Source organism: Agromyces sp. PvR057, from assembly GCF_040547485.1.
Classification (GTDB): domain Bacteria; phylum Actinomycetota; class Actinomycetes; order Actinomycetales; family Microbacteriaceae; genus Agromyces.
The window spans coordinates 75,113-93,176 of sequence record NZ_JBEPPT010000002.1 but is presented as its reverse complement, the minus strand read 5'-3'; the positions used below and the strand labels follow the sequence as shown (position 1 = coordinate 93,176).

General features: G+C 71.6%; 21 protein-coding genes. 10 read left to right on the top strand and 11 right to left on the bottom strand.

Annotation, left to right across the window (positions count from 1 at the left end):
* The first annotated feature begins 50 nt into the window (after positions 1 to 50).
* Positions 51 to 887, top strand: coding sequence for a class I SAM-dependent methyltransferase (locus ABIC29_RS09680; RefSeq protein WP_354244838.1), 837 nt, complete (start codon positions 51 to 53; stop codon positions 885 to 887).
* 28 nt (positions 888 to 915) lie between these two features.
* Here the strand turns inward: ABIC29_RS09680 and ABIC29_RS09675 are convergent, their stop codons facing one another.
* Positions 916 to 1,764 carry a sulfurtransferase gene (locus tag ABIC29_RS09675; protein ID WP_354244835.1) on the bottom strand — a complete coding sequence of 283 codons (849 nt, stop codon included), beginning with the start codon at positions 1,762 to 1,764 and terminating at the stop codon, positions 916 to 918.
* Between the two features lie 139 nt (positions 1,765 to 1,903).
* On the opposite strand from ABIC29_RS09675, the gene ABIC29_RS09670 reads away from it, so the two are divergent.
* The 6 genes from ABIC29_RS09670 to mnhG are packed head-to-tail and all read left to right on the top strand — an operon-like array spanning position 1,904 to position 8,243.
* Positions 1,904 to 4,879, top strand: a complete 2,976-nt coding sequence (locus ABIC29_RS09670; RefSeq protein WP_354244832.1) for a Na+/H+ antiporter subunit A — start codon at positions 1,904 to 1,906, stop codon at positions 4,877 to 4,879.
* Entirely contained in the window at positions 4,876 to 5,412 is a 537-nt protein-coding gene (locus ABIC29_RS09665) for an NADH-quinone oxidoreductase subunit K (RefSeq protein ID WP_354244829.1), read from the top strand. The genes ABIC29_RS09670 and ABIC29_RS09665 overlap by 4 nt, the downstream gene beginning before the upstream one ends.
* Positions 5,409 to 6,989: a Na+/H+ antiporter subunit D gene (locus tag ABIC29_RS09660; protein WP_116084512.1), complete on the top strand. Its 1,581-nt coding sequence runs from the start codon at positions 5,409 to 5,411 to the stop codon at positions 6,987 to 6,989. The genes ABIC29_RS09665 and ABIC29_RS09660 overlap by 4 nt, the downstream gene beginning before the upstream one ends.
* The gene (locus ABIC29_RS09655; RefSeq protein ID WP_354244826.1) at positions 6,986 to 7,621 is read left to right on the top strand and encodes a Na+/H+ antiporter subunit E; all 636 of its coding nucleotides are present in this window, start codon (positions 6,986 to 6,988) and stop codon (positions 7,619 to 7,621) included. Before ABIC29_RS09660 ends, ABIC29_RS09655 begins: the two co-directional genes overlap by 4 nt.
* On the top strand, positions 7,618 to 7,890 hold the full coding sequence (locus tag ABIC29_RS09650; protein WP_354244823.1) for an MrpF/PhaF family protein: 273 nt from the start codon (positions 7,618 to 7,620) through the stop codon (positions 7,888 to 7,890). Before ABIC29_RS09655 ends, ABIC29_RS09650 begins: the two co-directional genes overlap by 4 nt.
* The gene (gene mnhG, locus ABIC29_RS09645) at positions 7,887 to 8,243 is read left to right on the top strand and encodes a monovalent cation/H(+) antiporter subunit G (RefSeq protein WP_116084519.1); all 357 of its coding nucleotides are present in this window, start codon (positions 7,887 to 7,889) and stop codon (positions 8,241 to 8,243) included. Before ABIC29_RS09650 ends, mnhG begins: the two co-directional genes overlap by 4 nt.
* Positions 8,244 to 8,246: 3 nt before the next feature.
* Here mnhG and ABIC29_RS09640 read toward each other — a convergent pair whose 3' ends face one another.
* From ABIC29_RS09640 to paaA, 9 genes are all read right to left on the bottom strand, one after another.
* A complete protein-coding gene (locus ABIC29_RS09640) occupies positions 8,247 to 8,921 on the bottom strand; it encodes a hypothetical protein (protein WP_354244820.1) in 675 nt (224 codons plus the stop codon).
* 2 nt (positions 8,922 to 8,923) lie between these two features.
* On the bottom strand, positions 8,924 to 9,304 hold the full coding sequence (locus ABIC29_RS09635; protein WP_116084523.1) for a hypothetical protein: 381 nt from the start codon (positions 9,302 to 9,304) through the stop codon (positions 8,924 to 8,926).
* A gap of 103 nt (positions 9,305 to 9,407) precedes the next feature.
* Positions 9,408 to 9,653: a hypothetical protein gene (locus ABIC29_RS09630; RefSeq protein ID WP_116084526.1), complete on the bottom strand. Its 246-nt coding sequence runs from the start codon at positions 9,651 to 9,653 to the stop codon at positions 9,408 to 9,410.
* A gap of 142 nt (positions 9,654 to 9,795) precedes the next feature.
* Positions 9,796 to 10,581 carry an enoyl-CoA hydratase/isomerase family protein gene (locus ABIC29_RS09625; protein ID WP_116084528.1) on the bottom strand — a complete coding sequence of 262 codons (786 nt, stop codon included), beginning with the start codon at positions 10,579 to 10,581 and terminating at the stop codon, positions 9,796 to 9,798.
* 67 nt (positions 10,582 to 10,648) lie between these two features.
* Positions 10,649 to 11,848 (bottom strand): 1,2-phenylacetyl-CoA epoxidase subunit PaaE, encoded by a 1,200-nt coding sequence (paaE, locus tag ABIC29_RS09620; RefSeq protein WP_116084531.1) that lies wholly within the window; start codon positions 11,846 to 11,848, stop codon positions 10,649 to 10,651.
* Positions 11,848 to 12,402 (bottom strand): 1,2-phenylacetyl-CoA epoxidase subunit PaaD, encoded by a 555-nt coding sequence (paaD, locus tag ABIC29_RS09615; protein WP_116084915.1) that lies wholly within the window; start codon positions 12,400 to 12,402, stop codon positions 11,848 to 11,850. The genes paaE and paaD overlap by 1 nt, the downstream gene beginning before the upstream one ends.
* On the bottom strand, positions 12,399 to 13,262 hold the full coding sequence (paaC, locus tag ABIC29_RS09610; RefSeq protein ID WP_354244813.1) for a 1,2-phenylacetyl-CoA epoxidase subunit PaaC: 864 nt from the start codon (positions 13,260 to 13,262) through the stop codon (positions 12,399 to 12,401). Before paaC ends, paaD begins: the two co-directional genes overlap by 4 nt.
* Positions 13,259 to 13,564, bottom strand: a complete 306-nt coding sequence (gene paaB, locus ABIC29_RS09605) for a 1,2-phenylacetyl-CoA epoxidase subunit PaaB (protein ID WP_116084535.1) — start codon at positions 13,562 to 13,564, stop codon at positions 13,259 to 13,261. Before paaB ends, paaC begins: the two co-directional genes overlap by 4 nt.
* On the bottom strand, positions 13,564 to 14,553 hold the full coding sequence (paaA, locus tag ABIC29_RS09600; RefSeq protein ID WP_354244809.1) for a 1,2-phenylacetyl-CoA epoxidase subunit PaaA: 990 nt from the start codon (positions 14,551 to 14,553) through the stop codon (positions 13,564 to 13,566). Before paaA ends, paaB begins: the two co-directional genes overlap by 1 nt.
* Before the next feature lie 150 nt (positions 14,554 to 14,703).
* On the opposite strand from paaA, the gene paaI reads away from it, so the two are divergent.
* Entirely contained in the window at positions 14,704 to 15,120 is a 417-nt protein-coding gene (paaI, locus tag ABIC29_RS09595) for a hydroxyphenylacetyl-CoA thioesterase PaaI (protein ID WP_116084538.1), read from the top strand.
* A gap of 137 nt (positions 15,121 to 15,257) precedes the next feature.
* Positions 15,258 to 16,517 carry a phenylacetate--CoA ligase PaaK gene (gene paaK, locus ABIC29_RS09590; protein ID WP_116084920.1) on the top strand — a complete coding sequence of 420 codons (1,260 nt, stop codon included), beginning with the start codon at positions 15,258 to 15,260 and terminating at the stop codon, positions 16,515 to 16,517.
* A 67-nt stretch (positions 16,518 to 16,584) separates the two neighbouring features.
* Here paaK and ABIC29_RS09585 read toward each other — a convergent pair whose 3' ends face one another.
* On the bottom strand, positions 16,585 to 17,265 hold the full coding sequence (locus tag ABIC29_RS09585; protein WP_354244806.1) for a YdeI/OmpD-associated family protein: 681 nt from the start codon (positions 17,263 to 17,265) through the stop codon (positions 16,585 to 16,587).
* Between the two features lie 128 nt (positions 17,266 to 17,393).
* Between ABIC29_RS09585 and ABIC29_RS09580 the strand changes: the two genes are divergently transcribed.
* Positions 17,394 to 18,023 carry a TetR/AcrR family transcriptional regulator gene (locus ABIC29_RS09580; RefSeq protein ID WP_116084923.1) on the top strand — a complete coding sequence of 210 codons (630 nt, stop codon included), beginning with the start codon at positions 17,394 to 17,396 and terminating at the stop codon, positions 18,021 to 18,023.
* Positions 18,024 to 18,064: the final 41 nt, after the last annotated feature.

The window sequence follows — 18,064 nt, the reverse complement described above, 5'->3', positions numbered from 1 at the left end:
CGATTGCCTGAATTCCGGATATCCGGCCCGATCACCGACAGAATGGCCACATGGGGGAACAGTCTGACGTTCGGGGTACCGTCCGGCATTTCGTCGAGCATGCCTCGGCGTTCGCGGATCTCGATGCCGTGGTGTGGGATCCGATCTCGATGGCCACGGTGCTGCGCTCGGCACCGCAGTTCGGCGAGCTCGTGCTCGACGCCTGCTGCGGGGACGGTGCGTCGGCCCTGCCGTCGGCCGAGCTCGTCGGCTCCGCGGGCGTCGTCGATGCGGTCGACCTGTCGGAGACGATGATCGAGCTCGCCCGCGAGCGCGCGGAGCGGGAGTCGGCGCCGTTGCCGCAGTTGCGGCTGCACGCGGCCGACGTGCTGGAGTGGGAGCCGACGGGATACGACCTCGTGCAGTGCGTGCTCGGCGTGTTCTTCCTCGGCGACGCCGAGGCCGCCGCCCAGCGCCTCATCGAGCGCGCGAAGCCCGGCGGACGGTTCGCCGTGACGCTGTGGGCGCCGACCGCGTTCCGCGACTTCACGAAGGCGCTCTGCGACGCCGTGGAGGCCGAGGGCGGCGAGGCGGGAGCCGAGGCGGTCGCCGCGTTCCGTGACCGGTCACAGCCGGTGCTGCCGGAGACCCCGGGCGCGCTGGCCCAGTGGCTGGGCCGGCTGGGCCTCGAGCGCACGCGCGCCGAGTCGGTGCCGCGGCACCTCGACCTCGACGACGACCTCGCCTGGCGACTCGTCGTCGGCATGTCGAGGGCCAGGCTCATCGCCGACCTCGACGACGAGGCGCGCGACGCCGTGGCGACGAGGTTCCTCGCGATCCTGGCCGAGCGCGACATCGCGCGCGTCGACGTCTCGACCCTCATCGGCGTCGGGCACCGTCCGGCCTGACCGCGCGGTCGCGCGAGGGCGCGACCGGTCAGCCCGGCTCGCCGCCCGTCGCCGCCGGTCGCGAGGCGTCATTGGACCACTGGCTCCACGAGCCGGGGAAGAGCGCCGCGTCGACGCCCGCGATGGCGAGCGCGGCGACCGCGTGCGCGCCCGTGACGCCCGAACCGCAGTACGTCGCGACGTCGACCCCGGGCTCGACGCCGAGCTCGGCGAATCGCGCACGCAGCACCTCGGCCGGCAGGAACCGCCCGTCGGCGTCGAGCGAGGTCGCCGTCGGCGCGGAACGTGCGCCGGGGATGTGCCCGGCCCGGGGGTCGACGGGCTCGACCTCGCCGCGGTAGCGCTCGGCCGCGCGCACGTCGAGCAGCACGCCGCGCCCTGGCAGGGACGCGGCCATGTCGATGTCGAGCACGGGCATCGACCCGAAGCGCGCGGTGGCGTCGCCGGGCTCGGGCACGACGTCGCCCGTCTCGAGCGGATGTCCCGCCGACAGCCAGGCGCCGAGCGCGCCGTCGAGCATGCGCACGTCGTCGAACCCGGCGTACCGCAGCAGCCACCAGGCGCGCGCCGCGGACTGGTTGCCGAGGTCGTCGACCACGACCGCGGTGTCGCCCTCGCGGAGGCCCCAGCGGCGCATCGCCGAGGTGAGCGCGTCCGCGGTGGGCAGCGGGTGCCGGCCCACGCCGACGACCTCGTGGTCGGCGAGTTCGGTGTCGAGGTCGACGTACACGGCGCTGGGGATATGCCCCGCCCGGTATGCCTCGGTGCCGTCGGGTGTCGCGAGGGTCCACCGCACGTCGAGCACGACCGTTCGACGGTCGGGCGCGTCCGAGGCGAGGCGCGAGGCGAGTTCGTCGGCGGTGATGAGGATCGGCATCCGTCCATCCTCCGGCATCGGGCCGTCGAGCGGCATCCCTCGCGGGCCATGTGTTTCGCGGCATCGGACCGATGGCGCTGAAGGCCCCGGTAAACTGTCCGGACGGACTGTGACGGAAACTGAAGCGTGAGGAGGGTGGATGATCTCCAGCCTCGCGATCTTCGCTGCCGTCTCGGTCATCACGCCGTGGCTCACGAGACGCCTCGGTCGCCGGGTCTTCGCCGTCATCGCCCTGGTGCCCGCCGCGGCGTTCGTCCTGCTGCTGACCTGGATGCCCGGCGTGCTCGCCGGCACGCCGGTCGTCGAGTCGATCTCGTGGATCCCCGAGCTCGACATCGCCCTGAGCTTCCGCATGGACGCGCTCGCCCTCATCCTCTCGCTCGTGGTCACGGGCATCGGCGCGCTCGTCCTGCTCTCCTGCACGTGGTACTTCAATGACGACGAGCCGGCCCTCGGCCGCTTCGCCTCGCTGCTCCTCGCGTTCGCCGGCGTCATGCTCGGCCTCGTCACCTCGGACGACGTGTTCGTGCTGTTCACGTTCTGGGAGGCCACGAGCGTGCTCTCGTACCTCCTCATCGGCCACTACACGGGGCGCAAGGAGAGCCGCGGTGCTGCGCTGCAGGCGCTCACCGTCACGACGTTCGGCGGCCTCGCGATGCTCGTCGGGCTCGTGCTCCTCGCCGTCGAGGGCGGCACGACCTCGCTCTCCGAGCTCATCGCGAACCCGGTCACGGGCGCGGCCGCCGAATGGGGCATCGCCCTCGTGCTCGTCGGCGCGATCTCCAAGAGCGCGCTCGTGCCGTTCCACTTCTGGCTGCCGGCGGCGATGGCGGCGCCCACGCCGGTCTCGGCCTACCTGCACGCGGCGGCGATGGTCAAGGCGGGCGTCTACCTCGTGGCGCGACTCGCGCCGGGCTACGCCGACCTCTCGGTGTGGCATCCGATCGTCATCGGCCTCGGCGTCCTCACGATGCTCGTCGGCGGATGGCGCGCCCTGCGCCAGTACGACCTGAAGCTGCTGCTCGCCTACGGCACCGTGAGCCAGCTCGGGTTCCTCGTGCTCGTCACGGGATTCGGCACGCGCGACGCCGCGCTCGCGGGCGTCGCCCTGCTCCTCGCGCACGCCATGTTCAAGGCGACGCTGTTCCTCACCGTCGGCATCGTCGACCACGCCGCGGGCACCCGCGACTGGCGCAGGCTCTCGGGCCTCGGGCGACGGATGCCGGTGGTCGCCGCGATCGCGGCCCTCGCCGCCGCGTCGATGGCCGGCATCCCTCCCCTGCTCGGGTTCGTGGCGAAGGAGGGCGTGCTCACGGCGTTCCTCGACGCCGGCGCCGAGGGCGGATCGATCGCGATCTGGGCCTGGATCGCCCTGATCGGCGCCGTGGCCGGGTCGGTGCTCACCTTCGCGTACACCGCGCGCTTCCTCTGGGGCGCGTTCTCGACGAAGCCCGACGTGCCGCCGACGCCGCTGCACGCGCCGGGCGCGGCGATCGCGATCGCCCCGGCGACGCTGGCCGTCGCGAGCCTCGTCGCCGCGTTCGCGATCCCGTTCATCGAGCCGCTGCTCGCGGCCTACGCCGACGAGCTGCCCGGCGGCCACGACACGCACCTCGCGCTGTGGCACGGCTTCGAGCCGGCGCTGTTCATCTCGCTCGGCATCTTCGCCGTCGGCGGCCTGCTCGTGTGGGCCAGGCGCGAGGTCGCGCGACTGCAGGCGGCCGTCGTGCCCATGGTCGACTCGAGCCGCGGCTACCTCGGCATCGTGTCGGCGGTCGACCGCATGGCGGCGGCCGTCACGACCGCGATCCAGTCCCGCGGCCTGCCCGGGTACCTCACGATCATCGTGGCGGTGTTCATCGGCGGGCTCGGCACGGCGACGATCCTGAACTCCGAGTGGCCGTCCGACATCCGCCTCTGGGACTTCTCGTCGCAGCCGTTCATCGCGTTCGTGATGTGCGTCGCGGCGATCGCGGCCGTCGTCGTGCGCCAGCGCATGACCGCGGTGCTGCTCGTGAGCGTGACCGGGTACGGGCTCGTGCTGCTGTTCGGCATGTCGGGCGCACCCGATCTGGCGCTCACCCAGGCGCTCGTCGAGACCATCGTGATCGTCGTGTTCGTGCTCGTGCTGCGGCGGCTGCCGAAGCAGATCGCCCAGCGAAACCCGCCGGTGCACAAGCTCGCCCGCGGCATCATCGGCGGCGTCGCGGGCCTCGTGATGGGCGTCATCGGGCTCGTCGCGCTCGGCGCACGCGTCGAGCCGACCATCGCGGGCGGCCTGCCGGCGCTCTCGCTCGAGGCGCACGGCAAGAACATCGTGAACGTCATGCTCGTCGACATCCGCGCGTGGGACACCCTCGGCGAGATCTCGGTGCTCGTCGCCGTCGCCACCGGCGTGGCGAGCCTCATCTTCGTCTCCGGCCGCACCGGCGGCGCGCCCCGACTCGACGACGGCGACCTCGGCCTCGACCGGCGCGACCGCATGCGCCCGCTGCCCGAGGCGGCCTCGAGCATCCGCGCCCCCCGCACGAGCCTCGCGAACACCGACGGCGAGACGGATGCCGCGGCCGAGGCCGCATCGACCAGGCAGACGTGGCTGCTCGCGGGCCGTACGATCTCGCCGCGCAACCGCTCGATCCTCATCGAGGTGCTCGTGCGCCTGCTCTTCCACCCCGCGATCGTCGTCTCGGTGTTCCTGCTCTTCGTCGGCCACAACGCGCCGGGCGGCGGATTCGCCGGCGGCCTGCTCGCCGGGCTCGCGCTCGTGGCGCGCTACCTCGCCGGCGGGCGCTACGAGCTCGGCGAGGCCGCGCCGGTCGACGCCGGACGCCTGCTCGGCACCGGCCTGCTGCTCGCCGCGGGCACGGCGACGGCCTCGCTGTTCTTCAGCGGCGTCCCGCTCGAGTCGGCCTGGTTCGAGACCGAGGTGCCCGTGCTCGGCACGATCTCGATCGGCACGTCGACCCTCTTCGACATCGGCGTGTACCTCGTGGTCGTCGGGCTCGTGCTCGACATCCTCCGCTCCCTCGGCGGCGAGGTCGACCGGCAGCAGGAGCACGCCGACGACGACGTCGACGACCCCGAGCCCGCTCCCACCGAGGGGGTGCGCGCATGACCGGTTCGCTGACCCTCGTGGTGCTCATGGCCGTCATGTTCGGCGCCGGCATCTCGATCATGCTCGAGCGCAGCCTCACGCGCGTGCTCATCGGGTTCCTGCTCGTCGGCAATGCCGTGAACGTGCTCATCTACCTCATGAGCGGCGCCCCCGGGCTCGCACCGATCCTCGGCGAGGGCGTCGACGCCGACGAGATCTCCGACCCGCTGCCGCAGGCCTTCGTGCTCACCGCGATCGTCATCAACCTCGGCATCACGGCGTTCATGCTCGCCCTCATCTACCGCTCATGGTGGCTGGCGCAGCTCGGCGCGAAGGGCGACCTCGTCGACGACGAGGAGGAGGACCTGCACGACGCCGAGGAGGCGGCCGACCTCATCCGCATCTCCGCCGCCGACGACGCCGCGATCCAGGAGCTCATCGAGGCGAGCGACGAGGAGCCCGAGGAGGACCTCGAGTTCGAGGCGGTCGCGCGCGACCGGGCCGAACAGGACCCGACCGCCCATGACCGCACCGACGGGGAGGCCGACCGATGACCGCCGCGCTCGTGCCCCTCGTGGTGCTGCTGCCCCTGCTGGGCGCGGCATCCGCGCTGATCCTCGGACGCCACCGGCGTGCGCAGATGCTCGTCAGCACCGCGGTGCTCGCGGGCGTGGTCGTGATCGCGTCGATCCTGCTCGCGACCGTCGACGCCGGCGAGCCGATCGCCGTGAACGTCGGAGCCTGGCCGGCGCCGTTCGGCATCGTGCTCGTCGTCGACCGGCTCTCGGCGATCATGCTGCTCGTGTCGGCCATCGTGCTGCTCGTGGTGCTCGTCTACGCCGTCGGGCAGGGCGTCGCCGATCGCCATCGCGAGACGCCGGTGTCGATCTTCCACCCGAGCTACCTGATCCTGTCGGCCGGCGTGTTCAACGCGTTCATCGCGGGCGACCTGTTCAACCTCTACGTCGGGTTCGAGATCCTGCTGTCGGCGAGCTACGTGCTGCTCACGCTCGGCGGCACGGGCGAACGCATCCGCGCGGGCGTCACGTACATCATCGTGAGCCTCGTCTCCTCGCTCTTCTTCCTCAGTGCGATCGCGCTCATCTACGGCGCGACGGGCACCGCGAACATCGCCCAGCTGTCGGTGCGCATCGGCGCGCTGCCCGACGACGTGCAGCTCATGCTGCACCTGCTGCTGCTCATCGCGTTCGGCATCAAGGCGGCCGTGTTCCCGCTGTCGTTCTGGTTGCCCGATTCGTACCCGACGGCCCCCGCACCCGTCACCGCCGTGTTCGCGGGCCTGCTCACGAAGGTCGGCGTCTACGCGATCATCCGCACCGAGACCGTGATCTTCTCCGAGCAGGACCTCTCGCTGCTGCTCATGGTCGTCGGCGGGCTCACGATGGTCATCGGCATCCTCGGCGCGCTCACCCAGGCCGACATCAAGCGACTGCTCTCGTTCACGCTCGTGAGCCACATCGGCTACATGATCTTCGGCATCGCGCTGGGCACGCAGCTCGGCATGGCCGCGACGATCTACTACGTCGTGCACCACATCACCGTGCAGACGACGCTGTTCCTCACGACCGGGCTCATCGAGCGGTTCGGCGGGGCGACCTCGATCAACCGGCTCGCCGGGCTGCTCAAGGCCTCGCCGTTCCTCGCGATCCTGTTCTTCATCCCGGCGCTGAACCTCGGCGGCATCCCCCCGTTCTCGGGCTTCCTCGGCAAGACCGGGCTCTTCCTCGCCGGCGGCGAGCAGGCGGCGGCCGACCCGGCGACCGCGTGGCTGGTCTGGGTCGTCATCGCCGCGGGCGCCGTCACCTCGCTCATCACGCTGTACGCCCTCACCCGGTTCTGGAACATGGCGTTCTGGCGCGGCCGCGAGGAGCTCGACGGCTACGAGTCGGTGCTGCTCGGATCCGTGCTGGAGGCCCCCGAGGGCGCCACGGTCACCGCGACGAAGACGACGCCGCGGCTCATGGTCGCCGCGACGACCGTGCTCGTGGTGGTCACGGTGCTGCTCACCGTGTTCGCCGGCCCGCTGTTCGGGCTCGCCGACCGCGCGGCCGAGAACCTCGTCGACCCGTCGGTCTACGTCTCGCTCGTGTTCCCGGGGGGTGTTCAGTGACGACCGGCCCGACGACCGATTCGGTCCCCACGGTCAACCGCTGGTGGAGCGTCTGGCGGCAGCTGCCGCTGCTCGTCGCGCTCGTGGCCCTCTGGGGCTTCCTCTGGGACCACATCGACCTGCTCACGGTCGTCTCGGGCATCGTGCTCGCCGTGCTCGTGACGCGCACGCTCTACCTGCCGCCCGTGCTGCTCAGCGGCCGCTTCAACCCGTGGCGGGGGCTGCTGCTCGGCCTCCGCATGATGTTCGACGTCGTCGTCGCGTCGCTGCAGGTCGCGTGGTACTCGATCAGCCCGTGGTGGAAGCCGATGAACTCCATCATCGCCGTGCAGCTGCTGACGCGATCCGACCTCGTGACGACGCTCACGGCCGAGGCCATCTCCGTCGTGCCCGGCACGGTGGTGGTCGACATCGACCGCGAACGCGGCCTGCTCTACCTGCACGCGCTCGGCACGCGCACCCCGGCCGACCTCGAACGCACCCACCGCGACGTGCTCGGCACCGAGGAGCGCATCGTGCTCGCCATCGGCACGCACGCGCAGGCCGCGTCGGTTCGCGAGGCCCGACGCGCCCGACGCGCGGATCGCCGAGGCGGTCGGCCCCGAGACATCCGTTCGAAGGAGGACCGATGAGCTTCCTCACGCTCGCGAGCATCGTCGCGGGCATCATGTTCGGCATCGGCGCGATCGCGGCCGTCGTGCGCATCATCAAGGGCCCCTCGATCCTCGACCGCGCGCTCGCCACCGACGTGCTGCTCGCCATCGCGATCTGCGCGCTCGGCGCCGAGATGGCGATCAACAAGCACACCGACACCCTCGTCGTGCTGCTCGTGCTCGCGATGTTCGCCGTCGTGGGATCGATCTCGATCGCGCGGTACATGGGAAAGCAGGATGCCTCGTGAGCGCCGCCGAGATCGCCGTCGGACTGCTCGTCGTGGTGAGCGGGTTCCTGTCGATGGCCGCCGGCATCGGCATCGTGCGCTTCCCCGACGTGCTCACGCGCCTGCACGCCGCGACGAAGCCGCAGGTGCTCGGACTCGCGGCCGTGCTCGTCGCGATCATCGTGCAGGTGCCCACGTGGGGCGTGCTCACGACCGTCGTGCTCATCATGACGTTCCAGCTGCTCACGCAGCCGATGACCGCGCACATGCTCGGGCGCGCGGCCTACCGCAGCGACCACGTGCGCCGCGACCTGCTCATCGAGGACGAACTCGACCGCGACATCGCCGCGCACGACCAGGAGGGCGCGCGCTGAGCCTCAGCGGCGGCTGGGGCGGCCGTCGCGGTCACTGCCGCTGCCCGCTGCCGTGGGGACCTCGGGGTGCTCCGCCGGCAGTCCGTGCCGCTTGCCGTCGCGCAGCAGCGCGAGGTTGCGGGCCTCCCAGTCGCGCATCTCCTGGCGCACGCCCTCGAGCACGCGACTCTCGGGGCACGAGGGCAGCGCCCTGCCGCACGAGCAGGTGCCCGGCTTGCGAGGGTCGGGGTGGTGGAACGCCTGCAGGCGCCACAGGGCGACCATCGCGCGGTCGAGGCGCCGATTCGTCAGCTCGGTCGCACGTTCGGCTCGGCGCACGAGCTCGCCCTCGAGGTCTCGGCGCAGCGCGGCCCCGGTCTCGCCCGACCCGTCGATCGCGCCGACGCGAAGCTGATCGCGCTCCGAGGCGAGTCCGGCGATCGTGCTCGCCGCCTCGGCGGCCGCCTGCTCGGCGGACTCTCCCGCCTCGGCGGCCGCGGCATCCCGGGCGGCGACGATGCTCCGCCAGAGCGCGACGTGCTCGCGATCGCGCCGTTCGGCCTTGTCGTCGCCGAGGTGCCGGCGGCAGTGCTCGCAGACGACGTGGTCGGTGGGCGAGGCGAACAGGAAGTGCTGCATGCTCTCGCAGCAGAGGCAGCGGGCCTCGACGTCGGTGTGCAGGGGGTACCGGTGCGGCATGATCAGTCGCGGTCGCGCATGCGGTCGCTCCGCGCCAGGAAGGTCGCGGCGACGATCGTGGCGATGCAGAACACGGCGGGCCCGATGGTCAGTGCGACGTCGCCCTGGAGCGCGCCGATGAACGCGTCGATGCCCTGCACGATGGTCATCGCCACGGCGATGGCGAGCAGCGCGGCATCCGACCTGAACAGGGGTGCGACCAGCGCGAGCACGACGAGGGCGGTGCTGCGGGATGCCGCGTAGAGCGCGTTCGTCGCATCGGCTCCCGCGTCGACCACGGCGATGATCGCGAACGTCACGCTCGCGGCCGCGCTGATCAGCGTGATCGCATAGCAGATCCAGAAGGCCGCCCCACGGGCGGAGCCGCGCGTTGATTCGCTCATGCCCTCAGCGTGTCCGAGCCGTCGGCGCCGGTCAAGTGCAGCGACGGCGCGGCCGGAAGGCCGTGCCGTCGCTCGGCGGCGTGCCGCCTGTGGGCGAGATCCGTCAGGCGGCGTTGACGTGCCCATGCGAGGCGTTCGCGGCGTGCCTGGCGCGCGGGTGCAGGAGCCCCGCCCACCACGTTCGGCCCGCCGGACGCCCGCCGTCGAGCGCACGCCCGCCGGCGGCATCCGCACCCCATGCGTCTTCGAGTTCGCGCTCGCGCTGCACGCGCCGACGTTCGAGTTCACGCGTGATGCGCTCCTCCTCGGCTCGCTGCAGGTGGAGATGGCTGAGTTCCGAGATCATCATGTCGACTCCTTGTTCGTCTGGAGTCGACGTTCGTCGCTGAGGTACCCGGCGTGTATCGGGCATCCGCCCTATTCCTGTGCGGCGGCCTAAGGCACCCCGGCCGCCGCGGTCGGTCGCCGCGGTCGGTCGGCGCGGGCAGGGGTCAGGCGCGTCCGGTGAAGGCCGGCCGACGCTTCTGCTGGAACGCGGCGAAGCCCTCGCGGTAGTCGTCGGTGTCGCAGAGCGCCGCCTGGGCGCGGTTCTCGTCGGCCATCGAGGCCCAGAGTCCGAGCCGGTCGTCGCGCAGCGAGGCGACGAGCGCCTTCGAGGCGATGAACGCCTGCGTGGCCCCGGATGCCGCGGCGCGGGCCGCGGCGCGGGCGGCATCCGTCACCTGGTCGGCGGGGAACGCCTGCGAGAAGAGGCCCGCCGCGACCGCCTCGGCGCCGGACATCAGGCGGCCGGTGACGATGAGGTCCATGGTGCGGTGCGCGCCGAGGCGCTCGACGAAGAGCGCGTGCCCGCCGGAATCGAGGGTCGCCCCGAGGTTGGCGAACGGCGAGCCGATCTTCGCCGTGTCGGCGACGTAGACGATGTCGCTCGCCACGAGCAGGCCGAGGCCGACACCGAGGCAGGCGCCGTGCGCGATGGCGAAGGTCGGCGCCGGGAATGCGGCCATCTGCTCGAGCAGCGGCTGCACGCGCCCGCCGAGGTAACCGAGCACGTCGTCGTCGCGCGGATCGACGCCCGAGATGTCGCGGCCGGCGCAGAATGCGCGCCCCTCGCCGCGCAGCACGAGGGCGCGCACCTCGCCCGCCGACGCGAGGCGCTCGGCCTCGGCGTAGGCTCCCGCGAGCTCGTCGAGCGCCTGCTCGTCGAGCGCGTTGAGCTTCTCGGGGGCGTTCAGCACGATCTCGGCCACGCCGTCGGCCACGATGATCTCGATCATCCTCGATCCCTTCTCGATGCTGGTGCTGCGGATGGGCGACGCGCGATCGCTCGCAGGCCCCCGTGGATCACACGTCGTAGTCGACCGTGACGCGGTCGGAGGTCGGGTGCGACTGGCACGTCAGCACGTACCCGCGCTCGAGCTCGTCGGGCTCCAGCGCGTAGTTCTCGGTCATCGTCACGTCACCGTCGACCAGTCGGGCACGGCAGGTGCCGCAGACGCCGCCCGCGCACGCGAAGGGCACGTCGGGTCGCACGCGCAGCGCCGCGTTGAGGATCGACTCGTGGGCCGAGACCGGGCTCTCGACGCTCGAGGACTGCCCGTCGAGGGTGAACTCGATCGCGAACGTTCGCTCGCCCCGCTGCACCTCGACGGGCCGGCCGCGCTGCGGCTCCACCCGATCGGCATCGGTCGTGAAGAGCTCGTACCGCACGTGCTCGGCCGGCACGCCGCGCTCGGCGAGGGTGTCGCGGGCGAGCTGCACGAGCTCGAACGGTCCGCAGAGGAACCACTCGTCGACCGTCTCGGGGCGGATGAGCACGTCGAGCATCGTGCCGAGCTTCTCGGCGTCGATGCGGCCGGAGAGCAGCGGCGCGGTGCGCTGCTCGCGCGAGAGCACGTGGTGCAGCGCGATCCTGGAGGGGTAGCGGTCCTTCAGCTCGGCGAGCTCCTCGAGGAACATCACGTCGAGGGTCGAGCGGTTCGTGTAGACCAGCTCGAACTCGGATGTCTCGGAGCGGGCCAGCACGGTGTGCGCGAGCGCCATGAGCGGCGTGATGCCCGATCCTGCGGCGATCGCCACGACGTGCTTGCCGTCGAGTGCGTCGAGGGTCGACGTGAAGGTGCCCTGCGGGCTCATCACGTCGAGGGCGTCGCCGGCCTTGAGCTCGGCGTTCGCCCACGTCGAGAAGATGCCGCCCAGGTCGCGCTTGATGCCGACGGAGATGGTGGTGCTCCCATCGGCCGACCGCTCGGGCGGGCGGCAGATCGAGTAGCTGCGGCGGCGTTCGTGCCCCTCGAGCTCGGTGCGCAGGGCCACGTACTGCCCCGGCAGGTAGGCGTACTCGTCGGCGAGCTCGGCCGGCACGGCGAACGTGACCTCCACGGCGTCGGCCGTGAGCGGACGCACCTCGGCGACCTCGAGGCGGTGGAACCTCGCGCGGCGCCGCTTCGACAGGTGGCCGCCGCCCACGGTGGAGGCGAGGAACGCCTCGGCCGCGGCATCCGTCGGTCGGGTCGTCGTCGACCCGAGGTTGCGCGCGGCCATCAGAGCACCTTGAAGTAGTCGAAGGGCTCGAGGCAGTCGCGGCACTCGTAGAGCGCCTTGCACGAGGTCGAGCCGAAGCGGGCGAGTTCACGCGTGTTCAGGGAGTCGCAGCGGGGGCACTTGACCGCGAGCTGCAGCCGCACTGGGCCGGCATCGCGCGCGGCGGCGCGACCGGTCGGAGCCTGGATGCCGTAGCGACGCAGCTTCTCCTTGCCCGTCTCGGTCATCCAGTCGGTCGTCCACGCGGGGGCGAGCACGAGGTCGACGTGCACCTCGTCGTAGCCGGCGTGGGTGAGCGCGAGCACGACGTCGTCGCGCATGGCGTCGAGCGCGGGGCACCCGCTGTACGTCGGCGTCAGCTGCACGCGCACCGCGCCCTCATCGTCGACCGACGCAGTGCGCAGCACCCCGAGGTCCTCGATCGTGAGCACCGGGATCTCGGGGTCGGTCACGGTCGCCGCGACTTCCCATGCCCGAAGGTCCGCCGGTCGGGTCGGGCGAGTGGCGCTCGTGTCGGGACGAGCGGATGCCGCGGGCCGGGCGAGCGCGGTCACCACGACGCCCCCGGGTGCTGGCGGGCGAGCACCTGCATCTCGGCGATGAGCGGTCCGAGGTGCTCGGTGTGCCGGCCGTCTCGGCCGCCGCCGGAGGCGATGAACGCCGTGCGGCCGGTCGGACGTTCGAGCTCCGCCTCGGCGAAGACGGCGTCGACGGCCGTCTCGAACGCGGGGCGCAGGGTCGACGGCAGTACCGCCACGCCGTCGGCGGCGAGCCGCTCGACGAGGGCGTCGTCGGCGAAGAGCTCGTCGACGTACGGCCAGGTGTCGGTGACCGCAAGGATCATGCGGCGGCGGGACTCGTCGGTGCCGCCTGCGAGGCGCAGCACCCACTGCACGGCGTGGTCGCGGTGGTAGTCGACCTCCTTGACCGACTTCGCCGCGATGGCCGCGATCGTCTCGTCGGTCGAGCCCTCGAGCGCGCCGTAGAGCTCGTACAGGTACAGGGAGGCGACGAGCTGGCGCGCGATCGTGTGCGCGAAGTCGCCGTTCGGCTGCTCGAAGAGCCACGCGTTGCGGAACTCGGGCTCACCGCGCCAGTAGGCGAGGTCGTCCTCGCTGCGCCCGGTCGCGGTCCCCGCGTAGTGCAGGAGCGAGCGGGCGTGGCCGATGAGGTCGAGGCCGATGTTGCCGAGGGCGACGTCCTCCTCGAGCTCGGGGGCGCGCGTGATCCACATGCCGAGCTGCTGGGCGAGCACGAGGGCGTCGTCGCCGAGGCGCATGGCGTACTCCGCGGCATCCGCCGACGCGACCCGACCAGAGCCGAGGATGCCGGCACCGGCGAGCTCCTCGGCGAGCGCGAGCTCGTCGACCGTGACCGAGCCGTGCGCGTCGGAGTCGTGAACGTCGTGGCTCACAGGTGCTTCACCCCTTCGCTCTTCGTGTAGTAGACGGCGTGGCGGTAGTTCTTTCCGGCGGGACTCTCGAAGAAGGCGCCCTTCGCGTCGGGGTCGCTCGTGGTGATCGCGTCGGCGGGCACCACCCAGATCGACACGCCCTCGTTGCGACGCGTGTAGAGGTCGCGCGCGTTGCGCACGGCCATGTCGGGGTCGGGTGCGTGCAGCGAGCCGACGTGCACGTGGCTCAGGCCGCGGTTCGCGCGCACGAAGACCTCCCAGAGGGGCCAGGGCTCGGTTCCCATCTCGCCGGGGGTGCTCATCACGCCACCGCCCCGGATGCCGCGAGCTGCCGTTCGGACTGCTTGCGGGCGTACTCGGCTGCCGCCTCGCGCACCCAGGCGCCCTCGTCGTGGGCCTCGCGGCGTCGGCGGATGCGCTCGGCGTTGGCCGGGCCGCGGCCGGCGAGCACCTCCTCGAACTCGGTCCAGTCGATCTCGCTCATGTCGTACTCGCCGGTCTCCTCGTTCCACGCCAGGTTCGGGTCGGGCAGCGTGACGCCCATGACCTCGGCCTGCGGCACGAGCATGCCGACGAAGCGCTGGCGCAGGTCGTCGTTCGAGAAGCGCTTGATGTTCCACGCCATCGACTGCGCGGAGTTCGGCGACTGGTCGTCGGGCGGGCCGAACATCTGCAGCGCGGGCCAGTACCAGCGGTCCACGGCGTCCTGCGCCATCTGCTTCTGCGCGTCGGTGCCCTGCATGAGCTCGAGCAGGATCTCGAAGCCCTGCCGCTGGTGGAACGACTCCTCCTTGCAGATGCGCACCATCGCCCGGCCGTACGGGCCGTACGACGCGCGGCAGAGCGGCACCTGGTTGCAGATCGCGGCGCCGTCGACGAGCCATCCGATCGCGCCCATGTCGGCCCAGGTCGGCGTCGGATAGTTGAAGATCGACGAGTAGCGCGCGCGACCCTCGATGAGCTGGTTCATCATCTCGTCGCGCGTGATGCCGAGCGTCTGCGCGGCCGAGTAGAGGTAGAGCCCGTGGCCCGCCTCGTCCTGCACCTTGGCCATCAGGATCGCCTTGCGCTTGAGGCTCGGCGCGCGCGTGATCCAGTTGGACTCTGGCTGCATGCCGATGATCTCGGAGTGGGCGTGCTGGCTGATCTGGCGGATGAGCGTCTTGCGATACGCCTCCGGCATCCAGTCGCGGGGCTCGATGCGCGAGTCCGCGGCGATGAGGTCGTCGAACTGCGCCTGCTCTGCCGAGGGCTCGCGTTCGACCGCGCTGAGGTCAGCGGGTGAGGTCATCGTCGACTCCTGTGTGTTCGCGGTCGCGGGTGCCGGCGGCATCCGGTGTTCTCGGAAGAACAATACCAACCGATCGTTCAGTTAGTATATGCTCAGTTCAGGCGCGACGGCAACGGCGCGCGAACGCATGGACTCGATGAGGAGCTGCAGATGACGGATGCCGCGACCGCGCCCCGCGCGAACCGCGAGATGATGGCGCAGGACCGTGCCTCCGCCGCCCTCGGCATGCAGGTGCTGCGCGATGACCCGGGCCACGCCGTCGTCTCCATGCGCGTGCGCGAGGACATGACCAACGGCTTCGCCATCACCCACGGCGGGCTCGTCTTCGCACTCGCCGACACGGCCTTCGCGATCGCCTGCAACGAAGACGACCTCGTCACCGTCGCCGCAGGCGCCGACATCACCTTCCTCAAGTCGACCGTCGCCGGCCAGACGCTCACCGCCACCGCGGTGCGGCGCACCCGCAGCGGCCGCACCGGCCTCTACGACGTCTCGGTCGTCGACGAGCACGGCGACCCGGTCGCGGAGTTCCGCGGCCGTTCCATCTCCACCAATCGCACCCGCTGAACCCGCGCCCGCTGCAACCCCAGGAGCACCACGTGTCGACGACGACCCTCTCCCCCAGCACGACCACCACGACCGCCCGTGCGAGCGTCTCCGGACTCGTGCCCGCGGCATCCGACGCCCTCGATGCCGAGGAGCGCATGACGCGCGCCGAACTCGAGGCGCTGCAGCTCGAGCGCCTGCAGCAGACCGTGCGTCACGCCTACGAGAACGTGCCGCTGTACACGCGCAAGTTCGACGAGGCGGGCGTGCACCCCGACGACATCCGGACGCTGGCGGATGTCGCGAGGCTGCCGTTCACGACCAAGGCCGACCTGCGCGAGACCTACCCCTTCGGCATGTTCGCCGTGCCCATGGAGCAGGTCGCGCGCATCCACGCGTCGAGCGGCACCACCGGGCGTCCCACCGTCGTCGGCTACACGAAGGGCGACCTCGAACGCTGGGCGCAGCTCATCGCGCGATCGCTGCGGGCCAGCGGCATCCGCCCCGGCATGAAGGTCCACAACGCCTACGGGTACGGCCTGTTCACGGGCGGCCTCGGCGCGCATGCGGGCATCGAGGCGCTCGGCGCGACCGTGATCCCCATGTCGGGCGGGCAGACCGCACGCCAGGTGCAGCTCATCACCGACTTCGAGCCCGACGCCATCCTCTGCACGCCGAGCTACCTGCTCACGATCGCCGACGCCATGGTCGAGGCCGGCATCGACCCGCGCTCGACGTCGCTCAAGGTCGCCGTGCTCGGCGCCGAGCCGTGGACGAACGAGATGCGCCACGAACTCGAGCAGCGCCTCGGCATCGACGCGCTCGACATCTACGGCCTCAGCGAGGTCATGGGTCCCGGCGTCGGCAACGAGTGCCTCGAGACGAAGGACGGCCCCCACATCTGGGAGGACCACTTCCTGCCCGAGATCATCGACGGCGACAGCGGCGACGTGCTCGCCGACGGCGAGATGGGCGAGCTCGTGTTCACGTCGCTCACGAAGGAGGCGTTCCCGGTCATCCGCTACCGCACGCGCGACCTGACGCGCCTGCTGCCCGGCACCGCCCGCCCCGCGATGCGCCGCATCGAGAAGATCACCGGCCGCAACGACGACATGATCATCCTGCGCGGCGTGAACCTCTTCCCGACGCAGATCGAGGAGATCGTGCTCGGCATCGAGCAGCTCACGCCGCACTTCATCCTCGAGCTCACGCGCAACGGCCGCATGGACGCCATGGCCGTGCGCATCGAGCGGCACCCCGACCTGTCGCGCGCGGTCTGCGAGGCGGCCTCCGTCGTGCTCGCGAAGCGGATCAAGGTGCTCATCGGCTCGACCGTCGAGGTCAGGCTCGAGGAGCCGGGAACGCTTCCCCGCAGCGAGGGCAAGTACAAGCGCGTCTACGACCTGCGCGGGGCGTGAGCCGTCGGTCGAGGAGCCGCGAAGGAGCGTATCGAGACCAGCACCGACAGGATCTCGCGACGCTCCGCTACTCGATCGGCGATGGGCCGCCCGCGTCGCGCGCCGCCTGCCCGGCCCGCTCGACCCACCTGGGCGTCTCGCCGTACCGCTGGAACGGCACCAGACGGCCGGCGGCGCTGTCGTCGATGAGCTGCGCGAGGCGCCGCTCGCGCGTGTCCTCCTGCTTCGCGGTGAGCACCCAGTGCGTGACCATGCGGCGGTAGGTCGGCGTGGCCGCATGCCAGAAGGCGGATGCCGCGGCGTCGGCCTCGAGTCGCGCGGCGGCCTCTGGCGGCAGCTGCTGATCGACGCGCTCGTGCGAGTAGACGCCCGTGCGGTCGGCGCGACGACGTTCGTAGGCCGCGAGGCCCGCCGGGTGCATGCGACCCTCGGCGATGAGCCGTTCGACATGCGCGACGTTGACGGCCGACCAGATGCTGCCCGGCTTGCGAGGACTCCACCGCTGGCGACGGGCGTCGTCGTCGATGCGCTGGGCGATCGAGTCGATCCACCCGAAGCACAGCGCCTCGGGCACCGCCTCGGCCCACGTGAGGCCGGGCCGCTCGACGTGCTTCTTGTTGAGGCCCATCCAGAGTTCTGGCGCGGTCTCGTGGTTGGCCTCGAGCCAGGCGCGGAACTCCGCGGCATCGGCGAAGAACAGCGCCGGCCGCTCGGGCGTGCCGCCGGGGGTTCCGATGCTCCTGGTCACGACGCCAGTCTGGCAGCGGGCACCGACATCGGCTCGCGCTCCGCACCGGCACGCATCCGCGCCGGCACGCGGCATCCGCTCGACCGCGCTGCGGGCCAACCGACCGTTCGGGTGGGAGACTGATGGCGATGCCAGAGAACACCTCACTCCGACGCGGGCGCCCGGGCTACGACCAGCAGGGCATCCTCGACGTCGCCGTCGCCGCCTTCAACGAGTACGGCTACGACGCGACCTCGATGGGCGTGCTCGCCGAACGGCTCGGGCTCTCGAAGTCGGCGATCTACCACCACTTCACCTCGAAGGACGAGATCCTCGACCGGGCACTCGACTCCGCGCTGTCCGCCCTCGAGGGCGTGCTCGAAGACGCGGATGCCGCGGGCGGCCGTGCTGCCGACCGGCTCGACCTCGTGCTGCGCGGGGCCGTGCACGTGCTCGTCGACCGCCTGCCGTCGGTCACGCTGCTGCTGCGGGTGCGCGGCAACACCGAGGTCGAGCGGCGCGCGCTCGAACGTCGGCGCGCCTTCGACCGCCGGGTCACCGCCCTCGTGTCCGAGGCGCAGGCCGAGGGCTCGCTCCGCAGCGACCTCGACGCGAGCGTCGTCTCGCGGCTCACGTTCGGCATGATCAACTCGCTCGTCGAGTGGTACCGCCCGGGCGGCGCCGAGACCGCCGACCGACTCGCCGACGACGTCGTCGCGGTCGCCCTCGACGGGCTCCGCATGCCGACGTCGAACCGCATCGCCGACCTGCTGGCCTGATCGGGCCGGCCGCACAGGCGGTTGTCGGCGGCATCCGACAG

Excerpts from the sequence above, each read along its gene's own strand:
- ABIC29_RS09680 (WP_354244838.1), top strand. The coding sequence starts at position 51 with ATGGGGGAACAGTCTGACGTTCGGGGTACCGTCCGGCATTTCGTCGAG.
- ABIC29_RS09675 (WP_354244835.1), bottom strand. The coding sequence starts at position 1,764 with ATGCCGATCCTCATCACCGCCGACGAACTCGCCTCGCGCCTCGCCTCG.
- ABIC29_RS09670 (WP_354244832.1), top strand. The coding sequence starts at position 1,904 with ATGATCTCCAGCCTCGCGATCTTCGCTGCCGTCTCGGTCATCACGCCG.
- ABIC29_RS09665 (WP_354244829.1), top strand. The coding sequence starts at position 4,876 with ATGACCGGTTCGCTGACCCTCGTGGTGCTCATGGCCGTCATGTTCGGC.
- ABIC29_RS09660 (WP_116084512.1), top strand. The coding sequence starts at position 5,409 with ATGACCGCCGCGCTCGTGCCCCTCGTGGTGCTGCTGCCCCTGCTGGGC.
- ABIC29_RS09650 (WP_354244823.1), top strand. The coding sequence starts at position 7,618 with ATGAGCTTCCTCACGCTCGCGAGCATCGTCGCGGGCATCATGTTCGGC.
- ABIC29_RS09640 (WP_354244820.1), bottom strand. The coding sequence starts at position 8,921 with ATGCCGCACCGGTACCCCCTGCACACCGACGTCGAGGCCCGCTGCCTC.
- ABIC29_RS09635 (WP_116084523.1), bottom strand. The coding sequence starts at position 9,304 with ATGAGCGAATCAACGCGCGGCTCCGCCCGTGGGGCGGCCTTCTGGATC.
- ABIC29_RS09630 (WP_116084526.1), bottom strand. The coding sequence starts at position 9,653 with ATGATGATCTCGGAACTCAGCCATCTCCACCTGCAGCGAGCCGAGGAG.
- ABIC29_RS09625 (WP_116084528.1), bottom strand. The coding sequence starts at position 10,581 with ATGATCGAGATCATCGTGGCCGACGGCGTGGCCGAGATCGTGCTGAAC.
- paaE (WP_116084531.1), bottom strand. The coding sequence starts at position 11,848 with ATGGCCGCGCGCAACCTCGGGTCGACGACGACCCGACCGACGGATGCC.
- paaB (WP_116084535.1), bottom strand. The coding sequence starts at position 13,564 with ATGAGCACCCCCGGCGAGATGGGAACCGAGCCCTGGCCCCTCTGGGAG.
- paaA (WP_354244809.1), bottom strand. The coding sequence starts at position 14,553 with ATGACCTCACCCGCTGACCTCAGCGCGGTCGAACGCGAGCCCTCGGCA.
- paaI (WP_116084538.1), top strand. The coding sequence starts at position 14,704 with ATGACGGATGCCGCGACCGCGCCCCGCGCGAACCGCGAGATGATGGCG.
- paaK (WP_116084920.1), top strand. The coding sequence starts at position 15,258 with ATGACGCGCGCCGAACTCGAGGCGCTGCAGCTCGAGCGCCTGCAGCAG.
- ABIC29_RS09580 (WP_116084923.1), top strand. The coding sequence starts at position 17,394 with ATGCCAGAGAACACCTCACTCCGACGCGGGCGCCCGGGCTACGACCAG.